This window comes from Ditibartonella apis (genome assembly GCF_001952075.1).
Classification (GTDB): Bacteria; Pseudomonadota; Alphaproteobacteria; order Rhizobiales; family Rhizobiaceae; genus Bartonella; species Bartonella apis.
Genome location: NZ_LXYU01000002.1, coordinates 81,505 through 107,846 on the forward strand (window position 1 = coordinate 81,505; position 26,342 = coordinate 107,846).

Below are 26,342 nucleotides of genomic sequence, written 5' to 3' on the forward strand. Positions count from 1 at the left end.
AAAGTTTTCATTTCACTCTTTTTTCTATCTGAATAAGTCGTCATACATTATTCACGAGAATTTTAGTGAACCGGACTCGACAGCGTTCTGAAATTTTTATAATCGTTATAAACTATTTTTAAAATATCATTACGATTTTTGGGCGGAGATTTTCTATTCATGTCAACGGTCACTATTGGGCGAAATATCGATCATCAAAATTCGATTACACAGATTTTGCTTGCCAGCATGATTGGCACAACAATCGAATTTTTCGACTTCTATGTATTTGCAACCGCAGCAGCACTTCTTTTTCCAGTGCTGTTTTTCCCGAAAGGCGATCCGACAGTCGCACTTTTAAGTTCTTTTGCCATTTTTTCGGCAGCGTTTTTTGCTCGCCCTTTGGGCTCGATTATTTTCGGGCATTATGGTGATAAATTGGGGCGAAAAGTGACGTTGGTTGCAGCGCTTTTGACAATGGGCATTTCAACTGTTCTCATCGGTTTTCTACCGACTTATGAAACAATCGGCTGGTATGCCCCCCTTTTGCTTACACTTTGCCGCTTCGGCCAAGGCCTTGGATTGGGCGGTGAATGGGGCGGTGCCGTTTTGCTGGCAACAGAGAATGCTCCTAAGGAAAAACGCGGCTGGTATGCTATGTTTCCGCAACTTGGTGCGCCTGCGGGATTAATCCTTTCTGCCGGTACATTTTGGTTCATGTGGAATTTTTTGAGTGAAAGCCAACGTTTTGAATGGGGATGGCGTATCCCATTCATCGCTTCCATCATTCTGGTCATCATTGGTCTTTGGGTAAGATTGTCGATTAGTGAAACGCCGGAATTCAAAAAGGCAGTTGAACACGCTGAGCGTGTAAAAATCCCCCTGATTGATGTGTTCGTTAAATATCCGCGTGCACTTTTCCTCGGCAGTTTTGCAGGCATGACGACATTTGTGTTGTTCTACCTGTGCAGTGCATATTTGTTATCCTATTCAACCCACCATCTTAACCTCACTTTCGGCCAAGCTCTCGAAATTCAGATGGTCGGTGCCATCTTCTTCGGTCTTCTTATACCTTTTTCTGGAAAGATATCCGACCGTATCGGTCGCCGCACTTTGATGATATGGGTCACAATATTTATCGGGCTGTTCTCTTTTTCCATGCCCTATCTTCTTGATGCAGGTGTGTTCGGAAGTTTTATTCTCTCGGCGGTCGGCCTCGGTCTTATGGGACTAACCTACGGACCAATCGGTGCGGCACTTGCCTCCCCCTTCCCCACGACGATACGGTATACCGGCGCATCAATGACATTCAACCTCGCCGGCATTGTTGGAGCTTCATTTGCTCCCTATATCGCCGAGACACTCGTCCAGAACTTTGGCACCGCCTATATCGGCTATTATCTGCTATTGTGTTCGTTTATCTCTCTCACCTGTTTTGTCGGTTTTACCGATAAAGAAATTTCCCGTTGAGGAAACGCGAGTTCAAACAAGCAAAGCTAGTAAAACAAGCAGTGGTAGCAAAAACGCTATCACTGCTATTTTTTTTGGCATAACCTTCGGTAAAACCAGATGAAGTAAAATTGCCGCCAGAACTGTTGTAAAGATAAAAATAACATTGGCGGCAAAGGTAATATTTTCGATATGAAAAGTGCCTGACAACAAGCGGGTTGAACCGATCCATGAAGTGATAAGAACTCCCGCGAGAACAGCCCAGATAAAGAGTGATAATCGCCTGAAATTCATCATTCGCGATTTTTTCTCGACGCTCGCAAAATTGTCCAAACGCCAAGCGCGATGATAATGACAAAGACCCACCGTCCGCCTCCCGAACCACCCTCGATAAATTTTTCAGGATAGATCAGACCTGCAAGACCAATAAAAATCAAAATAACGGGAGTTATACGCATCAGGCTTTTTTCTCCCAACGACGGTCTTCGGTTTGTTGCCAATAGGTCAATTGATGATTTTGTTCTTTATAGGATTTCCATTGTTTTCGCGCTTCCGCAAGAAGTTCCGGATCACGACCATCAAACATCACAACAAGGCGTTCATATTTTTCCGGGTTGGAACAGTTTGCCCCTTCAACCATAAATCGCACTTGCGAATCGTTCGGATTTTCTTCGCCCAACGTGAGATAAACCGGCTGCAATTCAGGATATTTATCCCGTTCCGTTCCGTGTCCGATAAATGAATCGTCGGAATAGACCCAAAGATAGGAATCCATCGCATCGCGCCGTTCATCGGTCATAAATTGAATGGTTACTTTCCACTGCCGCGCCAATGAACGCTCGACGAGCCCCGGCAGGGCGTCGTCAAGCGTGGATTGGGTCAAATGGTAGAAAAGGATTTCTGCCACTTCAGGCCTCGTAGTTATCGCTGATCAGCCGATCAAGCAAACGAACACCGAAACCGGATGCCCAGGACTGGTTGTATTCGTTCAAGGGCGCTTCCATTGCAGTACCTGCTATATCAAGATGAGCCCAATTGGTTTTGCCCACAAAACGTTGCAGAAATTGCGCTGCCGTAATGGAACCTGCATGGCGACCGCAACTATTTCTCATATCTGCAACTTTTGAATCTACAAGCTTGTCATATGTCTTGCTCAATGGCATCCGCCAAAGTTTTTCTCCGGTTTCAAGCCCGGCATTCAGGAGATGGCGAGCCAATTCATCCTGATTACTGAAAAGTCCTGCATGTTCACTGCCGAGAGCCACCATAATGGCACCGGTCAATGTTGCAAGATCAACCATTATTTGCGGTTTGAAACGTTCCTTGGTGTAAAATAACGCATCCGAAAGGACCAGACGCCCCTCGGCATCTGTGTTGACAACTTCAATTGTCTGTCCCGACATCGATACGACAATATCACCCGGACGTTGTGCGTTTGCATCAGGCATATTCTCGACGAGGCCTATAACACCGACGACATTGGCTTTTGCCTTTCGGGACGCGACTGCTTTCAAAAGGCCGGTAACGGCTGCAGCACCGCCCATATCCCCTTTCATCCCTTCCATACCTGAACTAGATTTTAACGAGATACCACCGGAATCGAAAACCACGCCCTTTCCGACAAATGCCAGCGGACGATCTTTGGCTTTTCCACCTAGCCACTGCATAATCGCAAGATAAGGTGGACGTTTAGAGCCGCGTGCCACGCCAAGCAGTGCCCCCATGCCCAATTTTTTCATATCTTTTTCGTCAAGAATCTCGACTTTAACACCGATCTTTTCAAGCTTCTCGACTTCTTTGACAAAATCTTTGGTTCCCAAAATATTGGCAGGCTGATTGACGAGGTCACGTGCCAGAAGAACTGAATCAGCAAGTGAATTGGCCCTTTCAAAGAGCGCTTTACCGGCTTTTGCATCCTCAAGCTGGATCATGAACTTTACAGGCTTCGATTTTGTGTCTTTTAATGTTGAAGCGGTTTTATATTCATCAAATGTGTAATTGCGCAGGCGCAATCCTAAAACGAAATCAAGAATATTTTCGTCTTTTAATTTTTCGCCGGCAACAGTGAGATAAATGTCAGCGCCATCGGTATCTTTGAGTGATGCGAAGGCCGCACCGCCTATTTTTACCCAATCATCACCTGAAAGACTTTCGATATCTCCAATACCAAGAAGAACCAAACGATCAAAACCTTTCTTGCCGTCACAAACTTCGTCTGCAATTTCAAGCTTCTCGCCTTTGAAGCCCCGCACCGATATTATCCGTTCGATCAAGGCTTTTCCGATCATTTTTTCGACTTCAAAAGTCGTTTTCCTTTTGTCGTTGACAAGTACGAGAACAGTCGCTTTTTTCGGCGCAGAAACAGTACTGCTTTCAATCAAAATATCTTTTTGCATTCAAAAACTCCTGCCAATTGGCGGTATAAAATTTGACAGTCAGGAAAATCCGATTATTCAGCTTTTAAAAAAATCGAACTTATAAGCGTAGTGTGACCTGTCAGCACTAAAATCTATTTTTTTGTCACCTACACTGCAAGATGTCTTTTATCATCTTGCAACTTAACTACCACTTGTGGCAAAAGAAAAATGTTAAGAAGCGGTTAACTATTTTTTTTTGCCTCTTGTTAGAGTCGTCGTGATATTTGGGAGAAAAGAGAAATAAAACGGCATAACAAGAGAATCCCGCTTCCCGGAATCGTTGATGTCATGAATTTTGATAGTGAGGATGTATTTTCCACCAATGCGCATTATTGAACTATACATCCTTCGGCGCGTTTTCGTTCTGTTTGCAGCAGTCCTTCTTGCCGCTGTCGGTATAAGCTGGACCGTGCAAGTTCTGTCGAGAATCAACTTTCTGACAACAAGCGGGCAAACGGTTTTCACCATTTTGCAGTTTTCTTCCCTGTTCATTCCCTCGGTCATTCCGCTTGTTATTCCTTTTGCGCTGGTCATTGCGATAGCTCAAACTTTGTCAACAATGAATCAGGATTCGGAACTGGTTGTTATCAATGCTTCGGGTGCGCCTCGCAGTACAGTATGGAAACCGGTGCTGATACTTGCGGTTTTGGCAGCCGTTTGTTCATTTATCATTACCAACTTTGTCAGTCCGCAAGCACGCATCACAATGCGTCAGATGATGGCCACCACACATTCCGACCTCATCAATGTATTCATACAAGAAGGAAATTTTCGCGAATTAACAGACAATCTTTATATGGAGATTGGCGAACGTCATGACGATGGAACAATTGGCAGGCTGTTTATTGCCGATCAGCGCGATCCCGCGACAGATCTTTATTATTATGCGGTCAATGGTTCGGTTGTCAGCAATGACAATGGAGATTTTCTAGTCCTGAATAATGGTGAAGTACAAAGGCGTGACAATAAAGCAGGGAGTGTGTCGATCATAAAATTCGGTTCTTACACGTTCAATCTTAGCGATTTTACTGCAAGCGATGGAACGCCAACGATTTTCCCGAAGGATCGGCCCCTTGTTTATCTTTTCCATCCTGATGCCAACGATACCTATTATCAGAGACGGCCATTGCAATATACCGCCGAGTTACATCGTCGCTTCACGGATTGGCTTTACCCGATCGTTTTTGCTTTGATTGCTTTGGCTGTAGCCGGTGACGCACGTTCACAACGTCAGGCACGCATTTCCGCATCATTTTCGGCAATTTCACTTTCTCTGGTGGTTTATGCTGTGGGATATTTCTTCGGCGACCGCGCAGACAATGACCTTGGATATATTCCGCTTCTTTATATATTGCCGATCGGAATTTGCGCTTTTATCGCGTTCCTGTTCATAACGAATCGTAAAATGACGCTTCCCGATCAATTCGGCGACAAACTGTCGACTGCCATAAGGAGGCTACGGAACAAGATATTTCGTCACAAACAATCTGATGTAAACGGAGGTGCATCATGATTGGTTGGACATTAGGACGCTATTTCTTTCTCAGATATGTGAAAACGACTATCTATTTCTTGCTGGGAATTTTTGTTCTTTCTCTGCTTATTGACTTCACAATCAACGCCGGGCGGCTCGCGGGATTACCCGGTTATTCACCATTCGGTGCGCTTGCCATATCGGCGCTGCGCATTCCGTTTAATATGCAACAATTGTTCCCGTTTGTTGCGTTGTTTTCGGCCATGGCAACATTGATTGCGCTGAACAGGAAAATGGAGCTTGTCGTCACCCGTTCCATTGGTGTTTCAGCGTGGCAGTTTCTCACGCCTTTGTGTTTTGGTGCTTTTTTATTCGGTCTTTTCGGAGTTATCGTCGTCAACCCCATTGCTGCCTGGGGAACATCACAATCGGAAAAAATACTTTCCGAATGGAAAGGTAAGAACATCGAGACAACTGTGGACAACGAACGTATTCCATGGTTAACGCAGCGAACCGATTATGGTGTTACAACCATAGGTACAAAGGACACTGCTGATGGCGGCTTGACATTGTTGGACGCAACCTTCGTCGAATATAATGACGACGAGACAATCAAAGATTGGCTCAACGCCACACGCGCGCATCTTACACACGGCTATTGGGTGCTTGAAAGCGGAGCCCGCTATAAGGCCGGCCATGAGCCTGAAAACTATACTGAATTAAAAGTTCCGACGAATCTGAGACCGGAATTTGTTGAAGAAAAATTAGCTGATCCAGCGAGTATTCCTTTTTACGATTTGCCCAGAAAAATAGAGATCGCAAGATCGTTCGGATATTCTGCCAATTCCTTCGATATGCAGTTGCAATCTCTGATTGCACTTCCTGCTCTTCTTATTGCGATGACATTGATCGCAGCAACTGTTACATTAAAATTTGTAAGGTTTGGTCAATCACGTACAATGATTTTGGGTGGAATCATTGCCGGGTTCGTGCTTTATGTAGTTACGGTTCTTGTGCAAGCTTTTGGCAAGGCGGCTTACGTGCCCCCTGTCATTGCTGCTTGGGTGCCGGTTGTTATTGCGTTATTTTTTGGTATATCCTTTTTGTTGCATAAAGAGGATGGCTAGGTGAGACAATTGACAAGTGGAATGAAAATTTCAAACAGCCTCAGGGCTTTGGCACTCGGAACCGCATTGGGGTGCTCTTTGGGACTAAGCACGTATTACGTTGCTTCAGCCCAGGACTTCAGTGCCATGACTGCCACTCATAAAACTGATCCCAACGCACGTATGTTGCTTTCAGCAGACGAACTTGTCTATGATCGTGACGCCAATACGGTCACGGCTCAGGGTAATGTGCAGATCGAATATGATGGTAACCGAATCGTCGCCCGCAAAGTTGTCTATAACCAAAAAACGAATCGCGTTCTGGCAGAAGGCGATGTTGAAGTTGTTCAACCTGACGGCAGCAAATATTATTCCCAGCAGATTGATATGACAGATGACTTGGGGGAAGGCTTTGTCAATTCTCTAAGAGCTGAAACACCTGATAATACGCGTTTTGCAGCGGTGAGTGCCGAGCGTAGTGGCGGTCAAATGACCGTATTTAACCGTGGTGCTTATACTGCCTGCGAGCCTTGTTATTATAAACCCGATCGTGATGTCTTATGGCAGATAAAAGCCAAGAAAATCATCTGGAACGGCGCAACCAAAACAATGCGGTTCGAAAATAGCCATTTCGAATTTTTCGGTATGCCGGTTGCGTGGTTTCCCGTCTTCGAAATGCCCGATCCCACAGTTAAACGCAAAACCGGTGTTTTAACGCCTAATTTTGTATATACAAATGATCTTGGATTAGGGATTCGCAATTCGTATTTCTGGAATCTGGCACCTAACTATGATTTTACACTTTCGGCCACCGGCTATACCAATCAGGGGCTATTGACAGAAGGTGAATGGCGCCACCGTCTCGAAACAGGTAGTTATAATATCCGTTTTGCCCATATTTATCAGGTAAACCCTGATGACTTCGATCATGATTCAATCGATAGCGTCAATGACAATCGTTATATGGTTGCGACCAAAGGCGATTTCCGGATCAATTCGAGCTGGACCTATGGTTGGAATATTTTAGCCCAATCGGATAGAAATTTCAGCCGCACCTATGATCTTGAAGGTTACAAAAACGATGTATTCCGTTCGCAAATCTATTTGAATGGTTTAGCCGGCCGTAACTACTTCGATATGCGTTTTTATCATTTCGAAGTGCAGGATTCGATGCTTAAAGACAATCCATCGGAACGTTACACACGCCAACCATGGGTTCTTCCGCGCATCGACTATTCATTTACTCCTGACGAGGCAGTTTATGGCGGCGAGTTTACGTTCCACACCAATTTGCAATCGATCTATCGCGACAAAGCCGATTTCGCCTTTGCAGATTGGCAAGGACGCCCGCTTAATACGGCCAGACTCGCAGGTATGTCCGGTACCGATTTCCGGTTAACCTCCGATGTTGAATGGAAAAGAAGTCTGATCAGCCAAGGTGGCTTGGTATTCACCCCAATTCTGGCTTTGCGCGGTGACGGTATCGGCACTGATGCCCACGGTGAATATGGCGGCTATATGGCAGATGGCAGCTATAGCAAGATGGATATCGAATCTGGTGCGTTCCGTGGCATTGCGACCGCTGGACTGGATTTGCGTTATCCTCTGCTCTTTACCGCCGGTAATTCCACCCATGTCATCGAGCCTATTGCGCAGATTTTCATTCGCAATAATGAACAATATACCGGTCGCCTTCCCAACGAAGATGCTCAAAGCTTTGTCTTTGATGCCACAACATTGTTTGAACGCGACAAGTTTTCCGGTTATGACCGTGCAGAAGGCGGAACACGTTCGAATGTCGGTCTGAGATATTCGGGTAACTTTAATAATGGATGGTCACTCTATGGCTTGGCTGGCCAATCCTTCCAGCTTTTCGGCAAAAATTCTTTCAATGCAAAAGATTTTGTCAGTGTTGGGTCCGATTCCGGACTTGAAAGTGCACGTTCCGACTATGTTGCGATGATCGGTGCAAGTAATGAACATGGCTTTGCCATTGCCTCGCGCGGTCGTTTTGATGATGAAACGGGTTCAATCCGGCGTGGCGAGGTAGAGGCTTCACAAACGTGGAAACGGGTATCGCTTTCTTCACAATATGCTTATATCGAAAGCCAGCCGGATTATGGTTATGCGCAGGATCGTCAAGAAGTCAGTCTCTATAGCAACTATAAATTTACCGATCATTGGTCGATTCACGCCAATTCGAGTTACGACCTCGTTTCCGACACATTCGTGAGATTGGGCACAGGTTTGAATTATCTTGACGAATGTTTCGGGTTTAACCTTGGGTACCAACAAACACGCAATCCTTGGGAAAATGAACCAAGTCATAAATTCGGATTCTTGTTATCCTTCCGTACTGTGGCGGACATTGGCAAAGCCATGTAACAGTTTGATGCCAAAGCACGTAGCTTTTGGTGAATTGCTGTTGTTGTGATAAGAACGATAAAAGATTATTTATTGAGAATATTTGGCGAAAAGCGGAAGCTTAGAACAATGAAAAACATGAAAAATAGCTCATTGGCATTATGTATCGCGTCGCTTATGGGCGTAACTTTTTTACACAGCAATGCCTTTTGTGCACCAAGAGCACCGCAGGCAGAAGCTTCGGCTCAAACAGCTGTCGCCGTCATTGTCAATGGTAACGCAATTACCAATTATGATATTCAAAGGCGCGCTGCCTTCCTGAAATTACAGAGGAAGACCGGTAATTTAACTTCGCAAGCCAAAGATGAACTCATCGAAGAGATGCTTAAACGCGTCGAAATGAAAAAGCGGAATATTGATGTTAGCGACGATGAGGTCAACAAAGCTTTCAACGGCTTTGCCGAGCGTAATCATATGACGGTGGCCCAACTCACAGATATGCTTGGAAAAGCTGGTGTAACCGCTGACCATTTTAAAAATTATATCCGGGTCCAGATGGGCTGGGGGCGTCTTGTAAGTGCCCGTTACCGTGCCGAAGGTGGAATAATCACCGAACAGGAAGCGGTACAGCGTATGCTCAAAAATGGTGGCGTGAAACCGACTGCCAACGAATATGAATTGCAACAGGTGATTTTCGTCGTTCCTAATAATCGACGTAGTGCGATATTAGGAAAACGCAAACAGGATGCAGAACTCTTCCGGTCGAAATTTTCCGGTTGTGCTAACCTTAAACAGCAAGCAACCGGTATGATTGATGTTACAATCCGCAATCTCGGTCGGGTTCTCGAGCCCCAATTACCGGAAGAATGGGAAAAGTCCGTCAAGGCAACACCAGCCGGTCGCATGACCCCGCCACAAGAAACGCCGAGAGGCGTTGAAGCCCTTGCTGTATGCAACATTAAAAAAGTTTCGGATGATAAGGTTGCACAATTGGTCTTCACCATTCAGGATAACGAGAAATCCGGTGATAAAAAGGCTGAAGATTTAAGTGCGAAATATGTCAAGGAATTGCGGGAAAAGGCCCGCATTGAAAATCCTTGATGTCTTCGCTTGCTGTTAGCAGTGGTGATCCTGCCGGAATAGGATTGGAAATTGCGCTGAAAGCTTGGCAACAACGCCATTCACGCTGTGTACCGGCTTTCTTTGTTCTGGCCGATGCCGACATTGTTGAAAAAACTATTTCGTTATTGAATATGGATGTTCGTACGGCAATCGTCGAAGGAGACGATGTGTCGGAAGAATTTGAAGATTCTTTTCCCATTGTTCCGTTATATAACCGTCAATCGGCTGTGCCTGGCCAACCGTCATCAAAAAACGCTGCCGGAATTATTGAAGCGATTGAACGTGGTGTCCATTATGTCCATGATAAAAAGGCATCAGCGTTAGTCACGTGTCCAATAGCTAAAAAAATTCTTTACGATGCAGGTTTTCACTTTCCGGGACACACAGAGTTTTTGGCCGATCTAGCGGAAAAGCTCAATGATAAACACTATCACCCCGTTATGATGCTTGCTGGTCCGCAATTAAGAACCATTCCGGTCACAGTCCATATTGCGATAGAGAAAGTTCCTCGCACTTTGACCAAAGAATTACTGGTCGAAACAGCACTTATCGTCGCCCATGACTTATCCGAACGGTTTGCAATAAAAAATCCGCGACTTGCAATAGCCGGTCTTAATCCACATGCCGGTGAAGGCGGAGCTATGGGGATTGAGGAAAAAACCGTTATGAAACCGGCGATGGATATTCTACGTTCTCGTGGAATAAACGTGATTGGTCCACTTCCTTCTGACACTATGTTCAATGCACGTGCACGCAAAAATTACGATGTCGCTTTGTGTATGTATCATGATCAAGCGTTAATACCTGTCAAAACAATCGGCTTTGACGACACTGTCAATGTCACTTTGGGGCTTCCGTTTATCCGGACCTCCCCCGACCACGGAACAGCATTCGACATAGCCGGAAAGGGGATAGCTTCGCCGGAGAGTTTTATCGCTGCATTAACACTTGCCGATAACCTCGCTAAAAATTCTCACCATCATGTCAATTGATTCACTTCCACCTCTGCGAGAAGTTATAGAAACTTTCGGTCTCAGTGCAAAAAAATCTCTTGGACAGAATTTTCTATTCGACCTTAATTTAACCGCGAAAATTGCCCGTCAGGCCGGTGATCTAAAGGACAGAAACGTATTGGAAATCGGGCCCGGCCCAGGAGGACTCACACGTGCCCTACTTTCACAAGGCGCTACCGTTACAGTTATCGAACGTGATACACGCTGCCTTGCTGCACTTGACGAAATTTCCAATGTGTATCCCGAAAGACTCAAAATCATATCAGGGGATGCCCTAGAGCAAGATTTCGAAAGCCTTTTCAAAAGTGGAGAAAACCCCACGATCGTCGCCAATCTTCCTTATAATATCGGTACCGAACTTTTAATCCGCTGGCTTACGGTCGAGCCTTGGCCACCTTTTTATGAATCCATGACGCTGATGTTCCAAAAAGAAGTTGCGCAACGCATTGTAGCACTTCCAGGTACGCCACATTACGGTCGTCTGGCAGTCCTTGCCGGCTGGCGCACACATGCGCGGATTGCCTTTGATGTTCCGCGGCAAGCCTTCACACCGCCACCGAAGGTAACGTCATCGGTCGTTCACATTATTCCCAATGATAATCCCCTGCACTGCACGGTAGAGAACCTCGAAAAGGTTACCAAAGCGGCATTCGGACAAAGACGAAAAATGCTCCGTCAAAGTCTCAAATCGCTTGGTGGAGAAGCTCTATTGGAACAAACCGGAATTGATGGCACCCGCCGCGGAGAAACGCTAGATATAAAGGAATTTGTCTCTCTGGCTCAAGCAATTGAAGTTCGACAGTGAATAACGAATTAAGATCTGAACGTTAAAACTTTTAAATAGTGACGGAACAGAAAGCCTACTATTGCCGCCAAGATTTGTGTTTATTGGTTTAGCAACCAATATTTATTGTCCGATACGTTCGTTCGAGTTTTCCAAAATTTTATCGCATGAAACAAAAATAGCTCACATAAGTTTTTCTCGTTGGTCGTTCAAAGAGCCACCGATCAACTTTTTTGCTTGTGCTTATTAAACGTGAAAAAAACTATTCAAGTTTTTCCTGTAGCAATCCGTCCACAAACGAATCAATGTAGAGACAGCGCCGCCGTTTCATCGCTTCGGCTAGATGAATCGTTTTAATAAGCGAAAAAGACTGCTCCAAATCTTCATTAATAATCACATAGTCATAAGATTTATAATGTTCTATCTCGCCACGAGCGTTATGGAGCCTGAGGTCAATAGCATCCGGCGCATCTTCGGCTCGTCTATTCAAGCGCGACTTCAATTCTTTCATTGACGGCGGAAGAATAAAAATGGAAACAACGTCATCAGGCATCTTCTCCTGCAATTGCTGTGCACCCTGATAGTCGATATCGAAGAGCATATCGCGCCCCGCTGCCAAAGCTTTATCCACTGTTTCACGCAAAGTACCGTAATAATGACCGTGGACTTCCGCCCACTCGATCAATTCATCATTATCACGCTTACGCTCGAATTCTTCTTTGCTAATAAAATGATAATGAACCCCGTTTATCTCGCTTGACCGGCGTTCACGCGTCGTCACACTGATCGACAAGCCGAGATGACCATCTTCCAGCAATAAACGTGACAATGTGGATTTTCCTGCTCCCGATGGGGATGAAATTACCATCAACACTCCGCGTCTTTTGCCCGCGTTCTTTAAATTGCGTTCACGTTCAGAGGTGTTTTCCATTATACATTGTCCTTCAAATTTTTCGTGACCCCATCAGGGCGCAAAATTTCAAAACATCGGTCTATTCGACATTCTGAATTTGTTCTCTGAACTGGTCAATCACCGCCTTTAATGACAGACCTGCGGCCGAAAGAGAAGCTGTATGCGCCTTGGAGCACAGTGTATTGGCTTCGCGATTAAATTCCTGAGCCAGAAAGTCCAATCGACGACCAACAGGTTCGTTCAATCCAAGCAGATATCTTGCTGCCTCAATGTGTCCGTCAAGCCGGTCAAGTTCTTCCTGAATATCTACTTTGGTTACCAGAAGGACCGCTTCCATTTCCAACCGTTGGTCATCGAGTTTATCACTGGAGTCAAGGAGTGCAGACACCTGCGTTTTTAGTCGCTCCTTTATCGCTTCGCGCGAACGCGACGGATCGTTTCTGGCTCCACTTACCAATGTTTCGATTGTATCGATTTGTCCAGACAGGATTTTATTGAGTGTTGCTCCTTCTTTTTCGCGGGCAAATGTCAAATCGTGAAGGGCAACGTCGAACCCCTTGATAATCGCAAGCTTCAAATCGGTATTTTCGATGGTTTCGTTTTCCGGCGTTCCGTATTCGACGATGCCCTTTATTCCTAACAATCCGTCGATAGTCGGTTTCTGAATGCCATAAGCTTGTTCCAGTTCGTTTGAAAATTTCAAAGCCCAATCAAGGTAATCCTGATTGATACGAGGGTGACTACTTCCAGCCGAAAAAGAAACATTAAGCAAACAATTTATATTACCCCGTGCAAAAATATCTCCTGCCTTCTTCTTCAATTCATATTCGATAGCATCAATGGCAATATTCGAACGAAATCTCAAATCAAGATTTCTGCCATTAACCGAGCGAGTTTCCCATACAATTGTGGCACTTTCCGTCGACACACTCGCTCGGGCAAATCCTGTCATACTCTGCAATGTAAAAAAACTCCTGTAAAAAATAGGGCTTAACCCTTGGCGCAATTGTTTGACGTCAAATCGATTGGCGAAATCGACTTTTTACCCCAACCGTCAATGCTCTTCAAAAAATTCATGGACTCTCATTCGAGCAGTTCCCTATTAACTGAAATGGCCGGAATTTTGAATTCAATAGCACGTGTCGACAATCTGTTAATGACCATAACCTGCAAAACAATCGCGACCAGACACTTCGTGCGCAGTGCATATTTCCCGATAGTTTGGCAATTTGATTGTTGTCATTTTTTAATACTGTTCCGGTTAAAGTGCCGCTTTTATAACATCAAATATAAACAAGGCAATTCATCCTCCTGCCGCCGAACATCAACGTTTTAACCAGACTGTAAAAAAAGGAAAGATCAAAAACGCGTTCGAAAAATTGCAGCCGATTGGATCGAAAAAACATAAACCCAAACGTGTATAAACTGCCGATTCGAACCAGCATCCCCTACTTTGGTAACTCGTTATGGAAAATAAAAAACGGCTGGAACACAGTCTTGAATTTGAAACGAGAACCGATAAGCACCTATTTTCCGGCATAATTTAAAATATCCGGAACCAGTTAAAACCAATCAGTCATTTTTTTGCATCGCACGCCATTTGCGCACATTTGCATTATGTTCGTCCAGCGTTTTGGAGAAAACATGTCCGCCTGTACCATCTGCCACGAAATATAGCGCGTCGCTCTTCGGCGGGTTGGCCACCGCTTCGAGGGCGTCCCGTCCGGGATTGGCAATCGGTGTGGGGGGAAGACCGTTTATTTTATAAGTATTGTAAGGCGTGTCTTTATCAAGATCAGATTGATAAATTGGCCGATCTGAAGGTTTGCCTTTGCCCCCGAACAAGCCATAAATAACCGTCGGATCCGATTGCAGACGCATATTCTTGGCAAGCCTATTATAAAAAACGGCAGCCACTTGTGGTCGTTCGGTTGCAATACCGGTTTCTTTTTCAACAATCGATGCGAGTGTTACGAACTCTTTGATATTTTTTATTGGTAAATCTGGAGCACGTTTTGCCCAGATATCAGCAACCAGTTTTTGTTGGCCGTCACGTAAACGTTTGACAATCTGTTCGCGAGTCGTTCCGCGAATAAAATTGACAGTATTCGCCATTAAGCTTCCTTCTGGCGGTAAAACTTTTGGTAAATCGCCGACCAGAACATCATTTGCTGCCAGACGGTCGAAAACCTGTGCGACGGTAAGTCCTTCCGGAACAGTGAACGCATGCTCAATCGACTTTCCCTCCACCAGAATATCCATGATATCCTTCATTGAAGCATGTGCAGGTATGGCATATTCACCAGCCTTCAGAAGCCTTGCCTTATCCTGATAGCCAACACCGTAAACAAAAATATCTGCCGATCTTATCAACCCCTGTTTTTCGAGAATCGAAGCAATTTCTCTGATACCGGCCCCCTGATTGATAAGAACCACTTGCTCGTTCGATTGGGGACCAGCCGCAACAAACATATTCTTTCCGACATATATCGGTATCGTAATTGCCAGAATGATGACTATCACCAGCATAACGAAAAAATTACCTAGAATAATCAAAGGGTTGCGGGCAACTTTTGACCGACTCGGCTTGACTTTTATTTTTTTTGCGTCTGCTTTTCCGTCTGCTCCGTTTGTATCATCTGGCTTTTCCGGAACTTTGTCATTTCCAATCGGAGTGGACTGTTGATCATTCCCGGACAATTGATCATCCGAGACGCGAGGTGCGCTATTTTGCAAAATCGAAGGGTTCTGGTCCGATGCATCTTTCTTTCGAAGGAATGATACGTTCACAAGTTCGGAGGTTGCTTTACCTCCCTCTTCTTTCACGTTCCGATCGCTTTGCAAAGCGGCTTCCCCGACAGACTTTTCTGAATCTGAAACAGGATTTTTGTCTCTATTTTCCGATAATGGAGGGGTTTCGGATGTCGGAGAGATTTCAGATCGTGGAGAATTTTTCTCTGACGACGCTATCGGTTCATCAGGCTCTGACGGCTTTATTTCTGACTTCGATGTCAAAGACTCAGTCCTGTCGGATGTCATCTTCTTTTCTTCGTCAGACATAAGCACACATCCCGTTTGCTATAAATTTCCGATTTTTACCGCTTATCGCAAAATTGCGGCAAAATTTGCAGAACTTGGAGAAAAGGTGAACTTTTCTCAAGATTGTGTATTATTTTGAAAAACGCCGCATAATCAAGGATGCATTGGTTCCACCAAATCCGAATGAGTTGGATAGAACAGTGTCAATCTTGCGTTCCCGCGGCTTATGCGGAACAAGATCTATCTTCGTCTCGACAGACGGATGATCAAGATTGATTGTCGCCGGTGCTATATTATCACGTATTGCAAGAACACTAAAAATAGCTTCCGCTGCACCGGCTGCTCCCAAAAGATGGCCAATCGACGATTTTGTCGATGACATTGATACTTTTGAAGCGTTTTCACCCATGACCCGTTCGACAGCCGCAAGCTCGATCGTGTCAGCCATGGTCGAAGTCCCATGTGCATTGATATAGTCAATTTCGGACGGATCGATTCCGGCGCGTTTAATGGCTGCGCGCATGCACCGTTCGGCCCCCTCTCCGCTCTCGGATGGCGCCGTTATATGGTGGGCATCACCGGACAAACCGTAACCGACAACTTCGGCATAAATTTTTGCACCGCGTTTTTTGGCGTGTTCAAGTTCTTCCAAAACGACAATGGCAGAACCTTCACCCATTACAAATCCGTCGCGATCAACATCATATGGACGCGAGGCATGTTCAGGGTCATTATTGCGGCCTGTAGAAAGTGCCTTGCACGCAGCAAATCCTGCTAACGAAATACGATTGACAGGAGATTCGGTCCCTCCGGCAAGCATAACATCGGCATCATCAAGCGCGATCAGACGGGAAGCATCACCAATCGCATGTGAACCGGTAGAACACGCAGTAACGACTGCATGATTAGGCCCGCGCAACTGATGCTTTATCGAAACGTAACCCGATGCGAGATTGATAAGACGACCGGGAATAAAAAATGGCGAAATGCGCCTTGGCCCTTTGTCGCGCAATGTATACCCGGCTTCAACAATGCCTTCGACACCGCCGATACCGGAACCGATCATAACGCCGGTGCGAATCTGGTCTTCATCACTTGTCGGATGCCAACCGGCGTCGTCGAGCGCCTCGTCGGCTGCTCCCATTGCGTAAAGAATAAACGGATCGACTTTGCGCTGCTCTTTGGGTTCCATATGAAGATCGGCATTGAATGTACCATTGCTGCCGTCACCTAACGGAATACGGCCTGCTATCTGGCATGGAAGATCATCGACTTCAAACTCGGTAACACGACGAACGCCGCTTTTGCCTTCAAGAAGCCGTTTCCAGCTATGTTCCACGTCGCCGGCCAGTGGAGAAACCAATCCCAAACCGGTAATGACGACACGTCTCATACTTCCAAATCCCAATCGTTCAACTTTAAACCCGAAAATACCCGTTCATTCACGAGTAAAACAAATAAAAGGAGACAAAAACCTTTTTCCAGTTTCTGCCTCCGCGGTCAATCAGGCCGAAGCCTTATCAATAAACTTGACGGCATCGCCAACGGTCAAAATCGTTTCGGCTGCGTCATCCGGAATTTCTACACCGAATTCTTCTTCAAAAGCCATGACCAATTCTACGGTGTCAAGACTATCGGCACCAAGATCGTCAATGAAACTTGCGTTTTCGGTTACTTTATTTGCATCAACACCAAGATGTTCGATGACGATTTTCTTGACGCGTTCTGCTGTATCACTCATGTCGGATCCTCGACTTTTGTTGTTTTCCCTGCCTTGGTTAGCGGCACGGGCTCATCTAATCAAGCAATAGATGTATTTACACCTATCATTTTTAGGTTTTCAAACACACCCTGTGGATATCCCATAACGGGATCAACCGGTTTTACTCACCGGCCTTAAAGGCGCCAATTACCATGCTCGACGCCAAGACGCAAAGATATTTTACCATAATTCGCGTGTTTCTCTTCATTTTGTGCCGAAATAGTGTCCTTTTTTTCTAAAGGTAACACTCACAACGCACAAAATTTAGAAGACAACGCCACAATTTTTATCATCCGTAAAAACTCCAATCCCGAGTCTTTACGGATGTTTTTGTCAAATCATTGCCATTCCGCCATTGACGTGCAATGTCTGACCGGTGACAAAGGCCGCCTCGTCGCTTGCTAGATAAATAGCGGCAGCTGCCACATCTTTAGTTGTCCCTATACGCTTCATCGGAATAGCAGACATGATGGTTTCCTTTTGTTTGTCATTGAGTTTATCCGTCATTGCCGACTCAATAAAACCCGGGGCAATGCAATTGACTGTCACATTGCGGCTGGCAATTTCTTGAGCGAGAGATTTCGAGAAACCTATGACACCGGCTTTCGTTGCACAATAATTGGTTTGACCGGGATTGCCGGTAACACCGACAATAGAGGAAATATTGATAATGCGGCCATAGCGACGGCGCATCATCGGATGTGTCAAGGCTCGAGTCAGAAAAAATACGGCTGATAGATTAACCGCCAACACATCATCCCAATCGCGATCACTCATCCGAACAAAAAGACCATCGCGGGTAATTCCGGCATTATTGACCAGAATATCCACGCCATCGAGCGTGCTTTCTGCTTTTTCGGCCAATGCTGCTACTTCTTCGCGTTTGGAAAGATCTGCCGGAAAGATAAAGCAATTATCGCCAAGGTCATGAGCCAAAGCTTTTAACTTTTCCTCGCGTGTGCCATGAAGTCCAACTATTGCACCTTGTTCATGCAACTCGCGAGCTATCGCTTCTCCTATGCCGCCGGTTGCGCCGGTTACAAGTGCTTTACGCCCTTTCAAATCAAACATCGTCAAATTCCTCAATCATACGCCAAGTGTCTTCAAGGCATTTTCTATCTCGTCTGCTGTTCCGACGGTCAGGCCGGTCAAATTCCGGTCGATTCGCCTTGCAAGCCCGGTCAGAACTTTTCCGCTACCGATTTCAAAAAGTGTGTCGACATTATGTGCAGCAAACCATTCCACAGTTTCGCGCCACCTAACCCGACCCGTCACCTGACGAACCAGCAGTTCGATGATCTTATCCGGATCGGTTTCCGGTTTCACAGAAATATTGGGAACAACCGGCACACTAGGTGGAAGTTTATTTACATCTAGAAGAGCATCATGCATCGCTTCGGCAGCTGGCTGCATCAAACTTGAATGGAACGGGGCTGAAACAGAAAGCAGAATGGCCCTCTTTGCGCCCTTTTCTGTTGCAAGTTTTACCGCTGCATTAACGGCTTTTGTCGCTCCTGAAATAACAAGTTGCCCGCCGCCATTATCATTGGCAATCTCGCAAACACCTTCTCCAAGAACCGAACTACAAATTTCTGCAACAATGTTTTCTTCAAGACCGATAATTGCCGCCATAGCACCCTCGCCTACAGCAACTGCTTCCTGCATAGCATTTCCACGAGTTCTAAGTAGCCGCGCAGTGTCGGCAAGGCTAAAGGTACCTGCAGCACAAAGGGCTGAATATTCACCAAGAGAATGTCCGGCAACAAATGAAACCTTGTTCTTGAGATCAAGGCCATTTTTCTCAAGCACTCTGATAACAGCCATCGAAACAGCCATCAATGCCGGTTGCGCATTGGCGGTCAATGTCAAAACATCTTCCGGCCCTTCAAACATAACCGACGAGAGTTTTTCGCCCAAAGCATCATCGACTTCTTCAAAAACTGACCGCGCTTCAGGAAATTGATCCGAAAGGGCCTTGCCCATACCAACTGTCTGACTTCCCTGACCGGGAAACGTAAATGCACAAACCATTAGAGTATACTCCCTGGCTTAAAAACAAAGATTAGGAGGTCTTGACCTATAAAACAGCATAAAGTCAAGCCGAACATCATGGATTAGGCTTGTAAATCTGTTCCCCTGCCTTTCGGTGAATAAGGGAGCTCATAAACAAACTTCGGTACAAATGGTACAAGAAAACGGATAACAAGCACGGAAATAACAAGTCCCAGAACAACCCCTCCAAGGATGTCGGAAGGATAATGCACACCTGTAAAGATGCGCCCCCAACAAGTGAGTACCCCTAGAACAAGTGCAACGCGTGCAACTTGTTTATAACGATACCAATATAATGAAAAAACATAGATTGTAAAAATTAAAGCATGATTGCTCGGGAAGGAAGCATTTTCCTTGTGCTCGATAAGAGCTTTGACGATTCCTGCCACAAAAGGGCGCGGTCGATAACAAAGATGTCCTATAATAAAACTGAAAATCAGCGCTATAGCAACAGAAATGACAATGGAAAGTGCCGCTTGTCTTTCACCCCGCCCACCAAGAAACCATAATATAATGAGATGAAACGGAATAAAATAGATGAGAAATTTCGCACATCCGATTCCGAAATATGCAAACAGCGTTGATGTTTGCGGGGTCGCGGCGAAGAAATTGAAAATGAGAATGTCGATATTTTCCAGAAAAGCCATTTTGCCAGAACTCCGAAAATTGGCTGTTTGCATTTTCATCACTCATATATCGACAGCATCGTTCTTCCAACCCAAAAACATATTTTAGTTGTTTTCCTCACTTGCTATTTTTCCAAATAACCTGTAAACACCGCCCGTTCATTGTCGACATTTGGCCGGGGGTTGAACGGAGGGTCGCTTTTAAAAGCGGCAGGAAATATTAATGTTTCAAGCCTCCCGTGTCTCCGCTCTCGAATGTCTCGAAACACGCGTCCTTTCTTCTTCGGTTCGACCGAATAGGCAAGTCGCAGAGGCTCTGCGCCGAAAGTCGACAAAGATTAACAGAAGAAAGGCAAAACAATGGCTCTTTATGAACATGTGTTCCTTGCCCGACAGGATATTGCACCGCAACAGGTCGACCAACTTGTAGAACTCTACAAGGGCGTCATTGAAGCCAACGGTGGCAAAGTCGGGCGCATTGAAAATTGGGGTTTGCGCACACTTACCTATCGCATTCGCAAGAATCGCAAAGCCTATTATACATTGATGAATATTGATGCTCCGGCAGCTGCAATTGCAGAAGTCGAACGCCAGATGCGCATCAACGAAGATATTTTGCGTTACATGACAGTTCGCGTTCACGAGCTTGAAGAAGGCCAGTCGGCTATGCTTTCTCGCCGCGATCGTGACGACCGTTACGGCAAAGATGAAGATCGTCCGCGTCGTCCACGCCGCTCACGCGATGATTCAAACAATGAAGGAGATGAATAATGGTTGATATTAGCCAGATTCCAACCCGTCGTCCTTTCCATCGTCGCCGCAAGACTTGCCCGTTTTCAGGTCCTAACGCACCAAAGATCGACTATAAGGATGTAAAGCTTCTTCAGCGCTATATTTCAGAGCGTGGCAAGATTGTTCCTTCACGCATTACTGCAGTGAGCCAGAAAAAACAGCGCGAATTGGCAAAAGCGATCAAGCGCGCCCGTTTCCTCGGCCTTCTGCCTTATGTCGTCAAGTAAGAATTCAGGCAGCCGGCTCGGCCGGCTGCTTTTCCTGCTTTCGGTGCAGGATTAAATAAAACCGGAGTTGGAGCGTTTATTTCAGCCCCTAACTGCAAAAAGGCAGGACAGCGATCAAATGTTGCAAAAAAAATCCAGTACGTTTCCGGCGGGTATTTTAGGCGGGCTCTTTGCTGCCGTCCTTGCAACAGCTATTATGAGCTTTTTTCTGGTTTTTCCTCCACTTGCACTTCTACTCGGTTGCTTCATGACTCTGCCGATTTTTATCGTTGCATTCGGCTGGGGCACAACTGCCAGTATCGTTTCTCTTATCACAGCAACAATCGTTCTGGTATTTGCACAAAATCTCTATATCGGTCTCGGCTTTGCCTTGTTGTTTTTTCTTCCGGCTGTTTATGGCTCCTGGCTTCTCGGACTTGCCGAAACAGATAAAGAAGGACACACGGTCCAATGGTATCCGCTGTCGTCGGTTATATTTTTACTGACAGGCTTTATCTCGATCATTTGTGTTATTATCGGCACAATATTGCATAACAACCCGACGACACCGATTATTGCGGGCGAAGTTGCCAATTTTGTTGCAAATTCCTTACGCGAGACCAATTCGGCATCGGAAGCCGACATCATCACCTTCCATGATTTTCTGGTAACCAATATCGTTCCTTTGTTGTCAAGCAGTCTGGCCACTTATGGAGTGCTTTTTCTAATCGGGAATTTGTATTTTTCGCTTGTCGGTGCGCAGCGCATGAAACGGCTTGCACGCCCGCGCGATGACTGGCCCAAAAAATTTCGTCTGCCAATACCCGCGCTGGTAATTTTTATTGTCGCCTTTGGTGCCACCTTTTTTGAGCTCGGTACATTTCTCAATCTGTGCGCATCGGTCTTCAACACAACCTTTACCTTGGCAATCTCAATGACAGGACTTGCTTATTTGCACAACCTCACTCGTGGCATGAGTGGACGCATTTTCATCCTCGGATTTGTCTACATTGCCCTTTTTACTTTCGTATTCACCTTACCGGTATCACTCATTCTGCTTTTGATGGGGATCTGGACGACTATTCAAGAAAGCCGCCAACGCGGTGAAACAAAACAATAAAAGCAGCTGAAAGGAATTTAAAATGGATGTTATTCTTCTTGAACGCATTGCCCGTTTGGGGCAAATGGGCGACACCGTTTCTGTAAAAGATGGTTTTGCTCGCAACTTTCTTTTCCCTCAGGGAAAAGCTTTGCGTGCCAACGAGGCCAACAAAAAGAAATTCGAGAATGAGAGAGCACAGCTCGAAGCACGCAATCTTGAACGCAAGAGCGAAGCCCAACAAGTTGCTGACAAGCTTGACGGCAAGACATTCGTAGTTATTCGCTCTGCCGGTGAAACAGGCCAGCTATACGGTTCGGTTTCGACACGTGATATTGCGGATGTTATTACCGCTGACGGTTTTTCTATCATTCGTACACAAGTTGAACTTAACCACCCGATCAAGTCGATCGGCCTTCACAATGTGGCTGTCAATCTCCACCCGGAAGTACAGGTTAATGTGACCATCAATATTGCCCGTTCTGCTGAAGAAGCTGAACGTCAGGCTGCCGGCGAGGATTTGACTTCGATCGAGGCTATTTACGGAATTGAAGAACAGCCTTTGGCAGAAGAAGTCTTTGACGAAGAAGGTGCCGAACACGAAGCAGAGAAAAAGGCCGAGGAACAGGCTGAAGAAAAGGAAGCTGAATAAGCTTTTTGCGTCGGTTCACAAGTTAAGACTTGCAAGTGCGACGCACTGCCCCAGTAGTCTGGAACAGTTGTTTCTTGACATGTCAAAAAAAAATGAACACACCCGATCTTTAAGGTCGGGTGTTTTTTTAACAAATGGGCACTATAAACGGTGCATCGGTTGAAATAGACTTTCGAGAGCTGATTTAAACACTCCTCTGTGGGTAAACATGCGGCCGAATTATTGAATGAAAGATGGGACTCGATAGATGTTTGCTTTGTTGAAGACGGCTGCCAGCCACATTATTACCAAGGGTAATTTGACAATTACCGATTCACGCGGGGTCACATACCAATTCGGTGATCAGACTGGCACACCGATTCAAATTCGCTTTACATCGGCAAAATGGGAACGCGAGGTAGCGCTCGACCCTGCATTGAAACTGGGCGAAGCCTATATGGATGGCGGTTTTACTTTTATAAAAGGTGATATTTATTCACTACTCGAAACGATTTTTGAAAGTACCGGTCCAATTGCAGAAAATGAATTGTGGATGAAAGCGTTCTATTTCATCCGCACAGCGACAAAACGATTCGTCCAGATGAATACGTTGCGTCGTTCTGCAAAAAACGTCGAACATCATTACGATCTGTCAGGCAAACTTTACGAGATGTTTCTTGATCCTGATCGTCAATATTCATGTGGTTATTTTGAAAATCCAAATGTCAGTCTCGCCGAAGCACAACTTGCCAAAAAACGGCATCTTGCGGCCAAGCTCCAAGTCAAGCAAGGTGAAAAGCTCCTTGATATCGGCTGCGGTTGGGGCGGATTGGGTCTTTATTTTGCACGGGTTCTTGGTGCAAATGTTACAGGTGTTACGCTTTCCCATGAGCAACATGGCATTGCTAACCAGCGCGCCAAAGATATGGGACTTCAGGATAAAGCCAAATTTTTGCTTCTTGACTATCGCAAACTGAATGATGCCTTCGATAAGATCGTTTCCGTGGGTATGTTCGAGCATGTCGGGATCGGCCATTACAAAGAATATTTCGACCATGTCAAAAGATTGTTGAAATCGGATGGCCGCTTCGTTCTCCATTCAATTGGCCGGTCGGGCGAACCGGGGGCAACGAATCCGTGGATTGCCAAATATATTTTCCCCGGTGGCTATATTCCGTCATTATCGGAAGTTATACCGGTCATTGAAAAAAGTGGCCTTGTCATTACCGATATTGAAATATTACGGTTGCATTATGCCGAAACATTAAAGGCTTGGCGCGAAGCTTTCCTTGCCCACTGGGACGAGGCAAAAGCACTCTATGACGAACGTTTTTGCCGTATGTGGGAATTCTACCTCGCAGCATCCGAAAGCGCTTTCCGCTGGCAGGGTATGATGGTTTTCCAGATACAGCTTGCACACAAGCAGGATGCTGTTCCCTTGACTCGCGATTACATTATTGAAGAAGAAGCCAGACTTAAAAAAATTGACGCTGACCCGAATATAGAAGCAACCCGGAAAGATGAAAAGAAGACTGCCGGAACAGCAAAAAAAACGAGCGGTGCTTCTGCTCCGGAACCTGTAAAATCACACGGAAAAACCAAAGTTTCGAAAGAAGAAAAGAAATAGGTCGTGTGGCTGCAAAAAAGCAGACTTTTCAAGCCACTTTCCTTGCACTATATCCACCCCCCATCTTAAATCAAAAAAATGCTGTGTGTGCTTAAGCATGCGGCATTTTTTCTTTTTATAGACCGCTATTTTTCCTTGAAGCGAAGGCTATTTCCTGGTCTTCCGGAATGCCGTTTCCTGTCATCAAGCAAGCCTTATGGGTTTTAATAGTGGCGTTCAGTGCTTTTTCTTATCTTTTCCCACGTGTTGAACGGGGATGAACGAGGGAAACAGGTAAAAATGCAAGGAAACAGAAAAAAAAGTGGCGATCACTACCCACAATGGGGTAAAGTAGACGGGTTTTCCAATTCGACAAAATTCAGGCGAGCAGCAAAAGACTAATGTCAGAAGCAAAAGTTCTTAACATCGGACAAACCAATGGTGACGAGGCACTTCCGTTCAGGCAGGTTCCACATAATATAGAAGCGGAACAGGCTCTCCTCGGTGCAATTCTTATAAATAATGATGCGCTCGACCGCGTGTCCGATTTTTTGAAGCCTGAACATTTTTTTGAGCCTTTACATCAAACAATTTTCGCTGTTCTGAGCGAGATGATCAAAAACGGCAAGCTTGCCAATCCGGTCACAATCAAGCCGTTTATTCCGGCTGATGAAAAAATCGGCGATATGACGGTTTATACCTATGTTGTTCGCATGGCGACAGAAGCTGTCACCATCATCAACGCAGAAGATTATGGCCGTGCCATTTATGATCTTTATACACGTCGCTCTTTGATTGATCTTGGAAACGAGATCGTCAATACCGCATATGATGCACCGATTGATCTTACTCCTTCGAAACAGATCGAAAATGTCGAGCAAAAATTGTTCACACTTGCCGAAACTGGTAAATATGGTGGAGGCTTTGAAAGTTTCGATGATGCTGTGAAAAAAGCCATTGATATGGCGGGAGCTGCAAAAAAACGCACTTCCCGCCTCTCCGGCATTCCTACACAGCTCAAGAAACTCGACGAGCAAATGGGGGGGTTGCAACGTTCCGACCTTATCATCCTTGCCGGTCGTCCGGGTATGGGTAAAACTTCACTTGCAACCAATATCGCTTTCAATATTGCCAATGCTTATATCAAAGCGAAAGAAAACAACCTTCCGGCAGAAGAGAATGAAGGTGGAATCGTCGGTTTCTTCTCGCTTGAAATGTCGTCCGAACAATTGGCAACACGTATTATTTCCGAGCAGGCGGAAGTATCGTCTTCCAAAATCCGCCGCGGTGATATTACCGAAGACCAGTTTGCCAAACTCCTCCATTCGATGACAAGATTGCAGAAGGCGCCACTTTATATCGACCAGACAGGTGGCATTTCGATTGCGCAGCTTTCAGCCCGCGCGCGACGGCTTAAACGCCAGCATGGCCTCGACGTTCTGGTGATTGACTATGTTCAATTGATGACCGGTGTTTCGAAGCGTGCGTCGGAAAACCGTGTTCAGGAAATTACCGAAATCACGACCGGTTTGAAGTCGCTTGCCAAAGAGCTCAATATACCGATCATTGCTTTGTCGCAGCTTTCCCGTCAGGTGGAAGCACGTGATGACAAACGTCCGCAACTTTCCGATCTTCGTGAATCCGGTTCTATCGAGCAGGATGCCGATGTCGTGCTGTTTGTTTATCGCGATGAATATTATATCAAAAACAAAGAGCCCAAGCTTGGCAGTGAAGAACACATGAAATGGCAAGCCGAGATGGAAGAAGTCTTCGGCAAGGCCGAGGTGATTGTGGCAAAACAACGTCATGGACCGACGGGAACTGTAAGATTGGCGTTTCAGGCCGAATATACCCGCTTTTCGGATCTCGCCGAGAGTGACAAGCTACCAGAGCAATTCGGCTGATTGT

25 protein-coding genes are annotated in these 26,342 nt (G+C 45.6%); 13 read left to right on the top strand and 12 right to left on the bottom strand.

What is annotated here, in order from left to right; translation table 11 throughout:
• The first annotated feature begins 159 nt into the window (after positions 1-159).
• On the top strand, positions 160-1,449 hold the full coding sequence (locus tag PEB0122_RS04835) for an MFS transporter (protein ID WP_075915850.1): 1,290 nt from the start codon (positions 160-162) through the stop codon (positions 1,447-1,449).
• Positions 1,450-1,461: 12 nt separating this feature from the next.
• Here PEB0122_RS04835 and PEB0122_RS04840 read toward each other — a convergent pair whose 3' ends face one another.
• The 4 genes from PEB0122_RS04840 to PEB0122_RS04850 are packed head-to-tail and all read right to left on the bottom strand — an operon-like array spanning position 1,462 to position 3,824.
• Complete coding sequence (locus PEB0122_RS04840; RefSeq protein ID WP_083650222.1) at positions 1,462-1,725, bottom strand: hypothetical protein; 264 nt, start codon at positions 1,723-1,725, stop codon at positions 1,462-1,464.
• Positions 1,722-1,886 carry a hypothetical protein gene (locus PEB0122_RS11805; RefSeq protein ID WP_178391784.1) on the bottom strand — a complete coding sequence of 55 codons (165 nt, stop codon included), beginning with the start codon at positions 1,884-1,886 and terminating at the stop codon, positions 1,722-1,724. Before PEB0122_RS11805 ends, PEB0122_RS04840 begins: the two co-directional genes overlap by 4 nt.
• Positions 1,886-2,335, bottom strand: a complete 450-nt coding sequence (locus PEB0122_RS04845) for a DNA polymerase III subunit chi (RefSeq protein ID WP_075914678.1) — start codon at positions 2,333-2,335, stop codon at positions 1,886-1,888. The genes PEB0122_RS11805 and PEB0122_RS04845 overlap by 1 nt, the downstream gene beginning before the upstream one ends.
• Position 2,336: 1 nt before the next feature.
• The gene (locus PEB0122_RS04850) at positions 2,337-3,824 is read right to left on the bottom strand and encodes a leucyl aminopeptidase (RefSeq protein ID WP_075915852.1); all 1,488 of its coding nucleotides are present in this window, start codon (positions 3,822-3,824) and stop codon (positions 2,337-2,339) included.
• A 343-nt stretch (positions 3,825-4,167) separates the two neighbouring features.
• Here PEB0122_RS04850 and lptF point away from each other — a divergent pair, with 343 nt between their 5' ends.
• The 6 genes from lptF to rsmA all read left to right on the top strand — a co-directional run bounded on the left by lptF (position 4,168) and on the right by rsmA (position 11,729).
• Entirely contained in the window at positions 4,168-5,358 is a 1,191-nt protein-coding gene (lptF, locus tag PEB0122_RS04855) for an LPS export ABC transporter permease LptF (protein WP_075870034.1), read from the top strand.
• Positions 5,355-6,446, top strand: coding sequence for an LPS export ABC transporter permease LptG (gene lptG, locus PEB0122_RS04860; RefSeq protein WP_075915854.1), 1,092 nt, complete (start codon positions 5,355-5,357; stop codon positions 6,444-6,446). Before lptF ends, lptG begins: the two co-directional genes overlap by 4 nt.
• Entirely contained in the window at positions 6,447-8,810 is a 2,364-nt protein-coding gene (locus PEB0122_RS04865; RefSeq protein WP_075915856.1) for an LPS-assembly protein LptD, read from the top strand.
• Positions 8,811-8,918: 108 nt separating this feature from the next.
• Entirely contained in the window at positions 8,919-9,890 is a 972-nt protein-coding gene (locus tag PEB0122_RS04870) for a SurA N-terminal domain-containing protein (protein ID WP_075870037.1), read from the top strand.
• On the top strand, positions 9,890-10,903 hold the full coding sequence (gene pdxA, locus PEB0122_RS04875; RefSeq protein WP_075915858.1) for a 4-hydroxythreonine-4-phosphate dehydrogenase PdxA: 1,014 nt from the start codon (positions 9,890-9,892) through the stop codon (positions 10,901-10,903). Before PEB0122_RS04870 ends, pdxA begins: the two co-directional genes overlap by 1 nt.
• On the top strand, positions 10,893-11,729 hold the full coding sequence (gene rsmA, locus PEB0122_RS04880; protein WP_075915860.1) for a 16S rRNA (adenine(1518)-N(6)/adenine(1519)-N(6))-dimethyltransferase RsmA: 837 nt from the start codon (positions 10,893-10,895) through the stop codon (positions 11,727-11,729). Before pdxA ends, rsmA begins: the two co-directional genes overlap by 11 nt.
• 241 nt (positions 11,730-11,970) lie before the next feature.
• On the opposite strand, the gene gmk is transcribed toward rsmA, so the two are convergent.
• The 8 genes from gmk to PEB0122_RS04925 form a co-directional block, all read right to left on the bottom strand.
• Complete coding sequence (gmk, locus tag PEB0122_RS04885) at positions 11,971-12,639, bottom strand: guanylate kinase (protein WP_075915862.1); 669 nt, start codon at positions 12,637-12,639, stop codon at positions 11,971-11,973.
• 61 nt (positions 12,640-12,700) lie between these two features.
• Complete coding sequence (locus PEB0122_RS04890; protein WP_075915864.1) at positions 12,701-13,573, bottom strand: YicC/YloC family endoribonuclease; 873 nt, start codon at positions 13,571-13,573, stop codon at positions 12,701-12,703.
• Positions 13,574-14,193: 620 nt separating this feature from the next.
• Positions 14,194-15,219 carry an endolytic transglycosylase MltG gene (gene mltG / locus PEB0122_RS04895; protein ID WP_075916256.1) on the bottom strand — a complete coding sequence of 342 codons (1,026 nt, stop codon included), beginning with the start codon at positions 15,217-15,219 and terminating at the stop codon, positions 14,194-14,196.
• A gap of 571 nt (positions 15,220-15,790) precedes the next feature.
• Complete coding sequence (fabF, locus tag PEB0122_RS04905; protein ID WP_075914688.1) at positions 15,791-17,053, bottom strand: beta-ketoacyl-ACP synthase II; 1,263 nt, start codon at positions 17,051-17,053, stop codon at positions 15,791-15,793.
• A gap of 111 nt (positions 17,054-17,164) precedes the next feature.
• On the bottom strand, positions 17,165-17,401 hold the full coding sequence (locus PEB0122_RS04910) for an acyl carrier protein (protein WP_075870044.1): 237 nt from the start codon (positions 17,399-17,401) through the stop codon (positions 17,165-17,167).
• A gap of 354 nt (positions 17,402-17,755) precedes the next feature.
• Positions 17,756-18,493, bottom strand: a complete 738-nt coding sequence (gene fabG / locus PEB0122_RS04915; RefSeq protein WP_075870045.1) for a 3-oxoacyl-[acyl-carrier-protein] reductase — start codon at positions 18,491-18,493, stop codon at positions 17,756-17,758.
• A 15-nt stretch (positions 18,494-18,508) separates the two neighbouring features.
• Positions 18,509-19,453, bottom strand: a complete 945-nt coding sequence (fabD, locus tag PEB0122_RS04920; RefSeq protein WP_075915869.1) for an ACP S-malonyltransferase — start codon at positions 19,451-19,453, stop codon at positions 18,509-18,511.
• A gap of 83 nt (positions 19,454-19,536) precedes the next feature.
• Entirely contained in the window at positions 19,537-20,121 is a 585-nt protein-coding gene (locus tag PEB0122_RS04925; protein WP_075870395.1) for an undecaprenyl-diphosphatase, read from the bottom strand.
• A gap of 339 nt (positions 20,122-20,460) precedes the next feature.
• Between PEB0122_RS04925 and rpsF the strand changes: the two genes are divergently transcribed.
• The 6 genes from rpsF to PEB0122_RS04955 all read left to right on the top strand — a co-directional run bounded on the left by rpsF (position 20,461) and on the right by PEB0122_RS04955 (position 26,338).
• Entirely contained in the window at positions 20,461-20,871 is a 411-nt protein-coding gene (gene rpsF / locus PEB0122_RS04930; protein ID WP_075870047.1) for a 30S ribosomal protein S6, read from the top strand.
• Complete coding sequence (gene rpsR / locus PEB0122_RS04935) at positions 20,871-21,119, top strand: 30S ribosomal protein S18 (protein ID WP_075870048.1); 249 nt, start codon at positions 20,871-20,873, stop codon at positions 21,117-21,119. The genes rpsF and rpsR overlap by 1 nt, the downstream gene beginning before the upstream one ends.
• Before the next feature lie 118 nt (positions 21,120-21,237).
• Complete coding sequence (locus PEB0122_RS04940) at positions 21,238-22,218, top strand: DUF2232 domain-containing protein (protein ID WP_075870049.1); 981 nt, start codon at positions 21,238-21,240, stop codon at positions 22,216-22,218.
• A 22-nt stretch (positions 22,219-22,240) separates the two neighbouring features.
• Positions 22,241-22,849, top strand: a complete 609-nt coding sequence (gene rplI, locus PEB0122_RS04945) for a 50S ribosomal protein L9 (protein WP_075870050.1) — start codon at positions 22,241-22,243, stop codon at positions 22,847-22,849.
• A gap of 247 nt (positions 22,850-23,096) precedes the next feature.
• Positions 23,097-24,455, top strand: coding sequence for an SAM-dependent methyltransferase (locus tag PEB0122_RS04950; RefSeq protein WP_075915871.1), 1,359 nt, complete (start codon positions 23,097-23,099; stop codon positions 24,453-24,455).
• A 380-nt stretch (positions 24,456-24,835) separates the two neighbouring features.
• A complete protein-coding gene (locus PEB0122_RS04955) occupies positions 24,836-26,338 on the top strand; it encodes a replicative DNA helicase (protein ID WP_075915873.1) in 1,503 nt (500 codons plus the stop codon).
• Positions 26,339-26,342 lie beyond the last annotated feature (4 nt).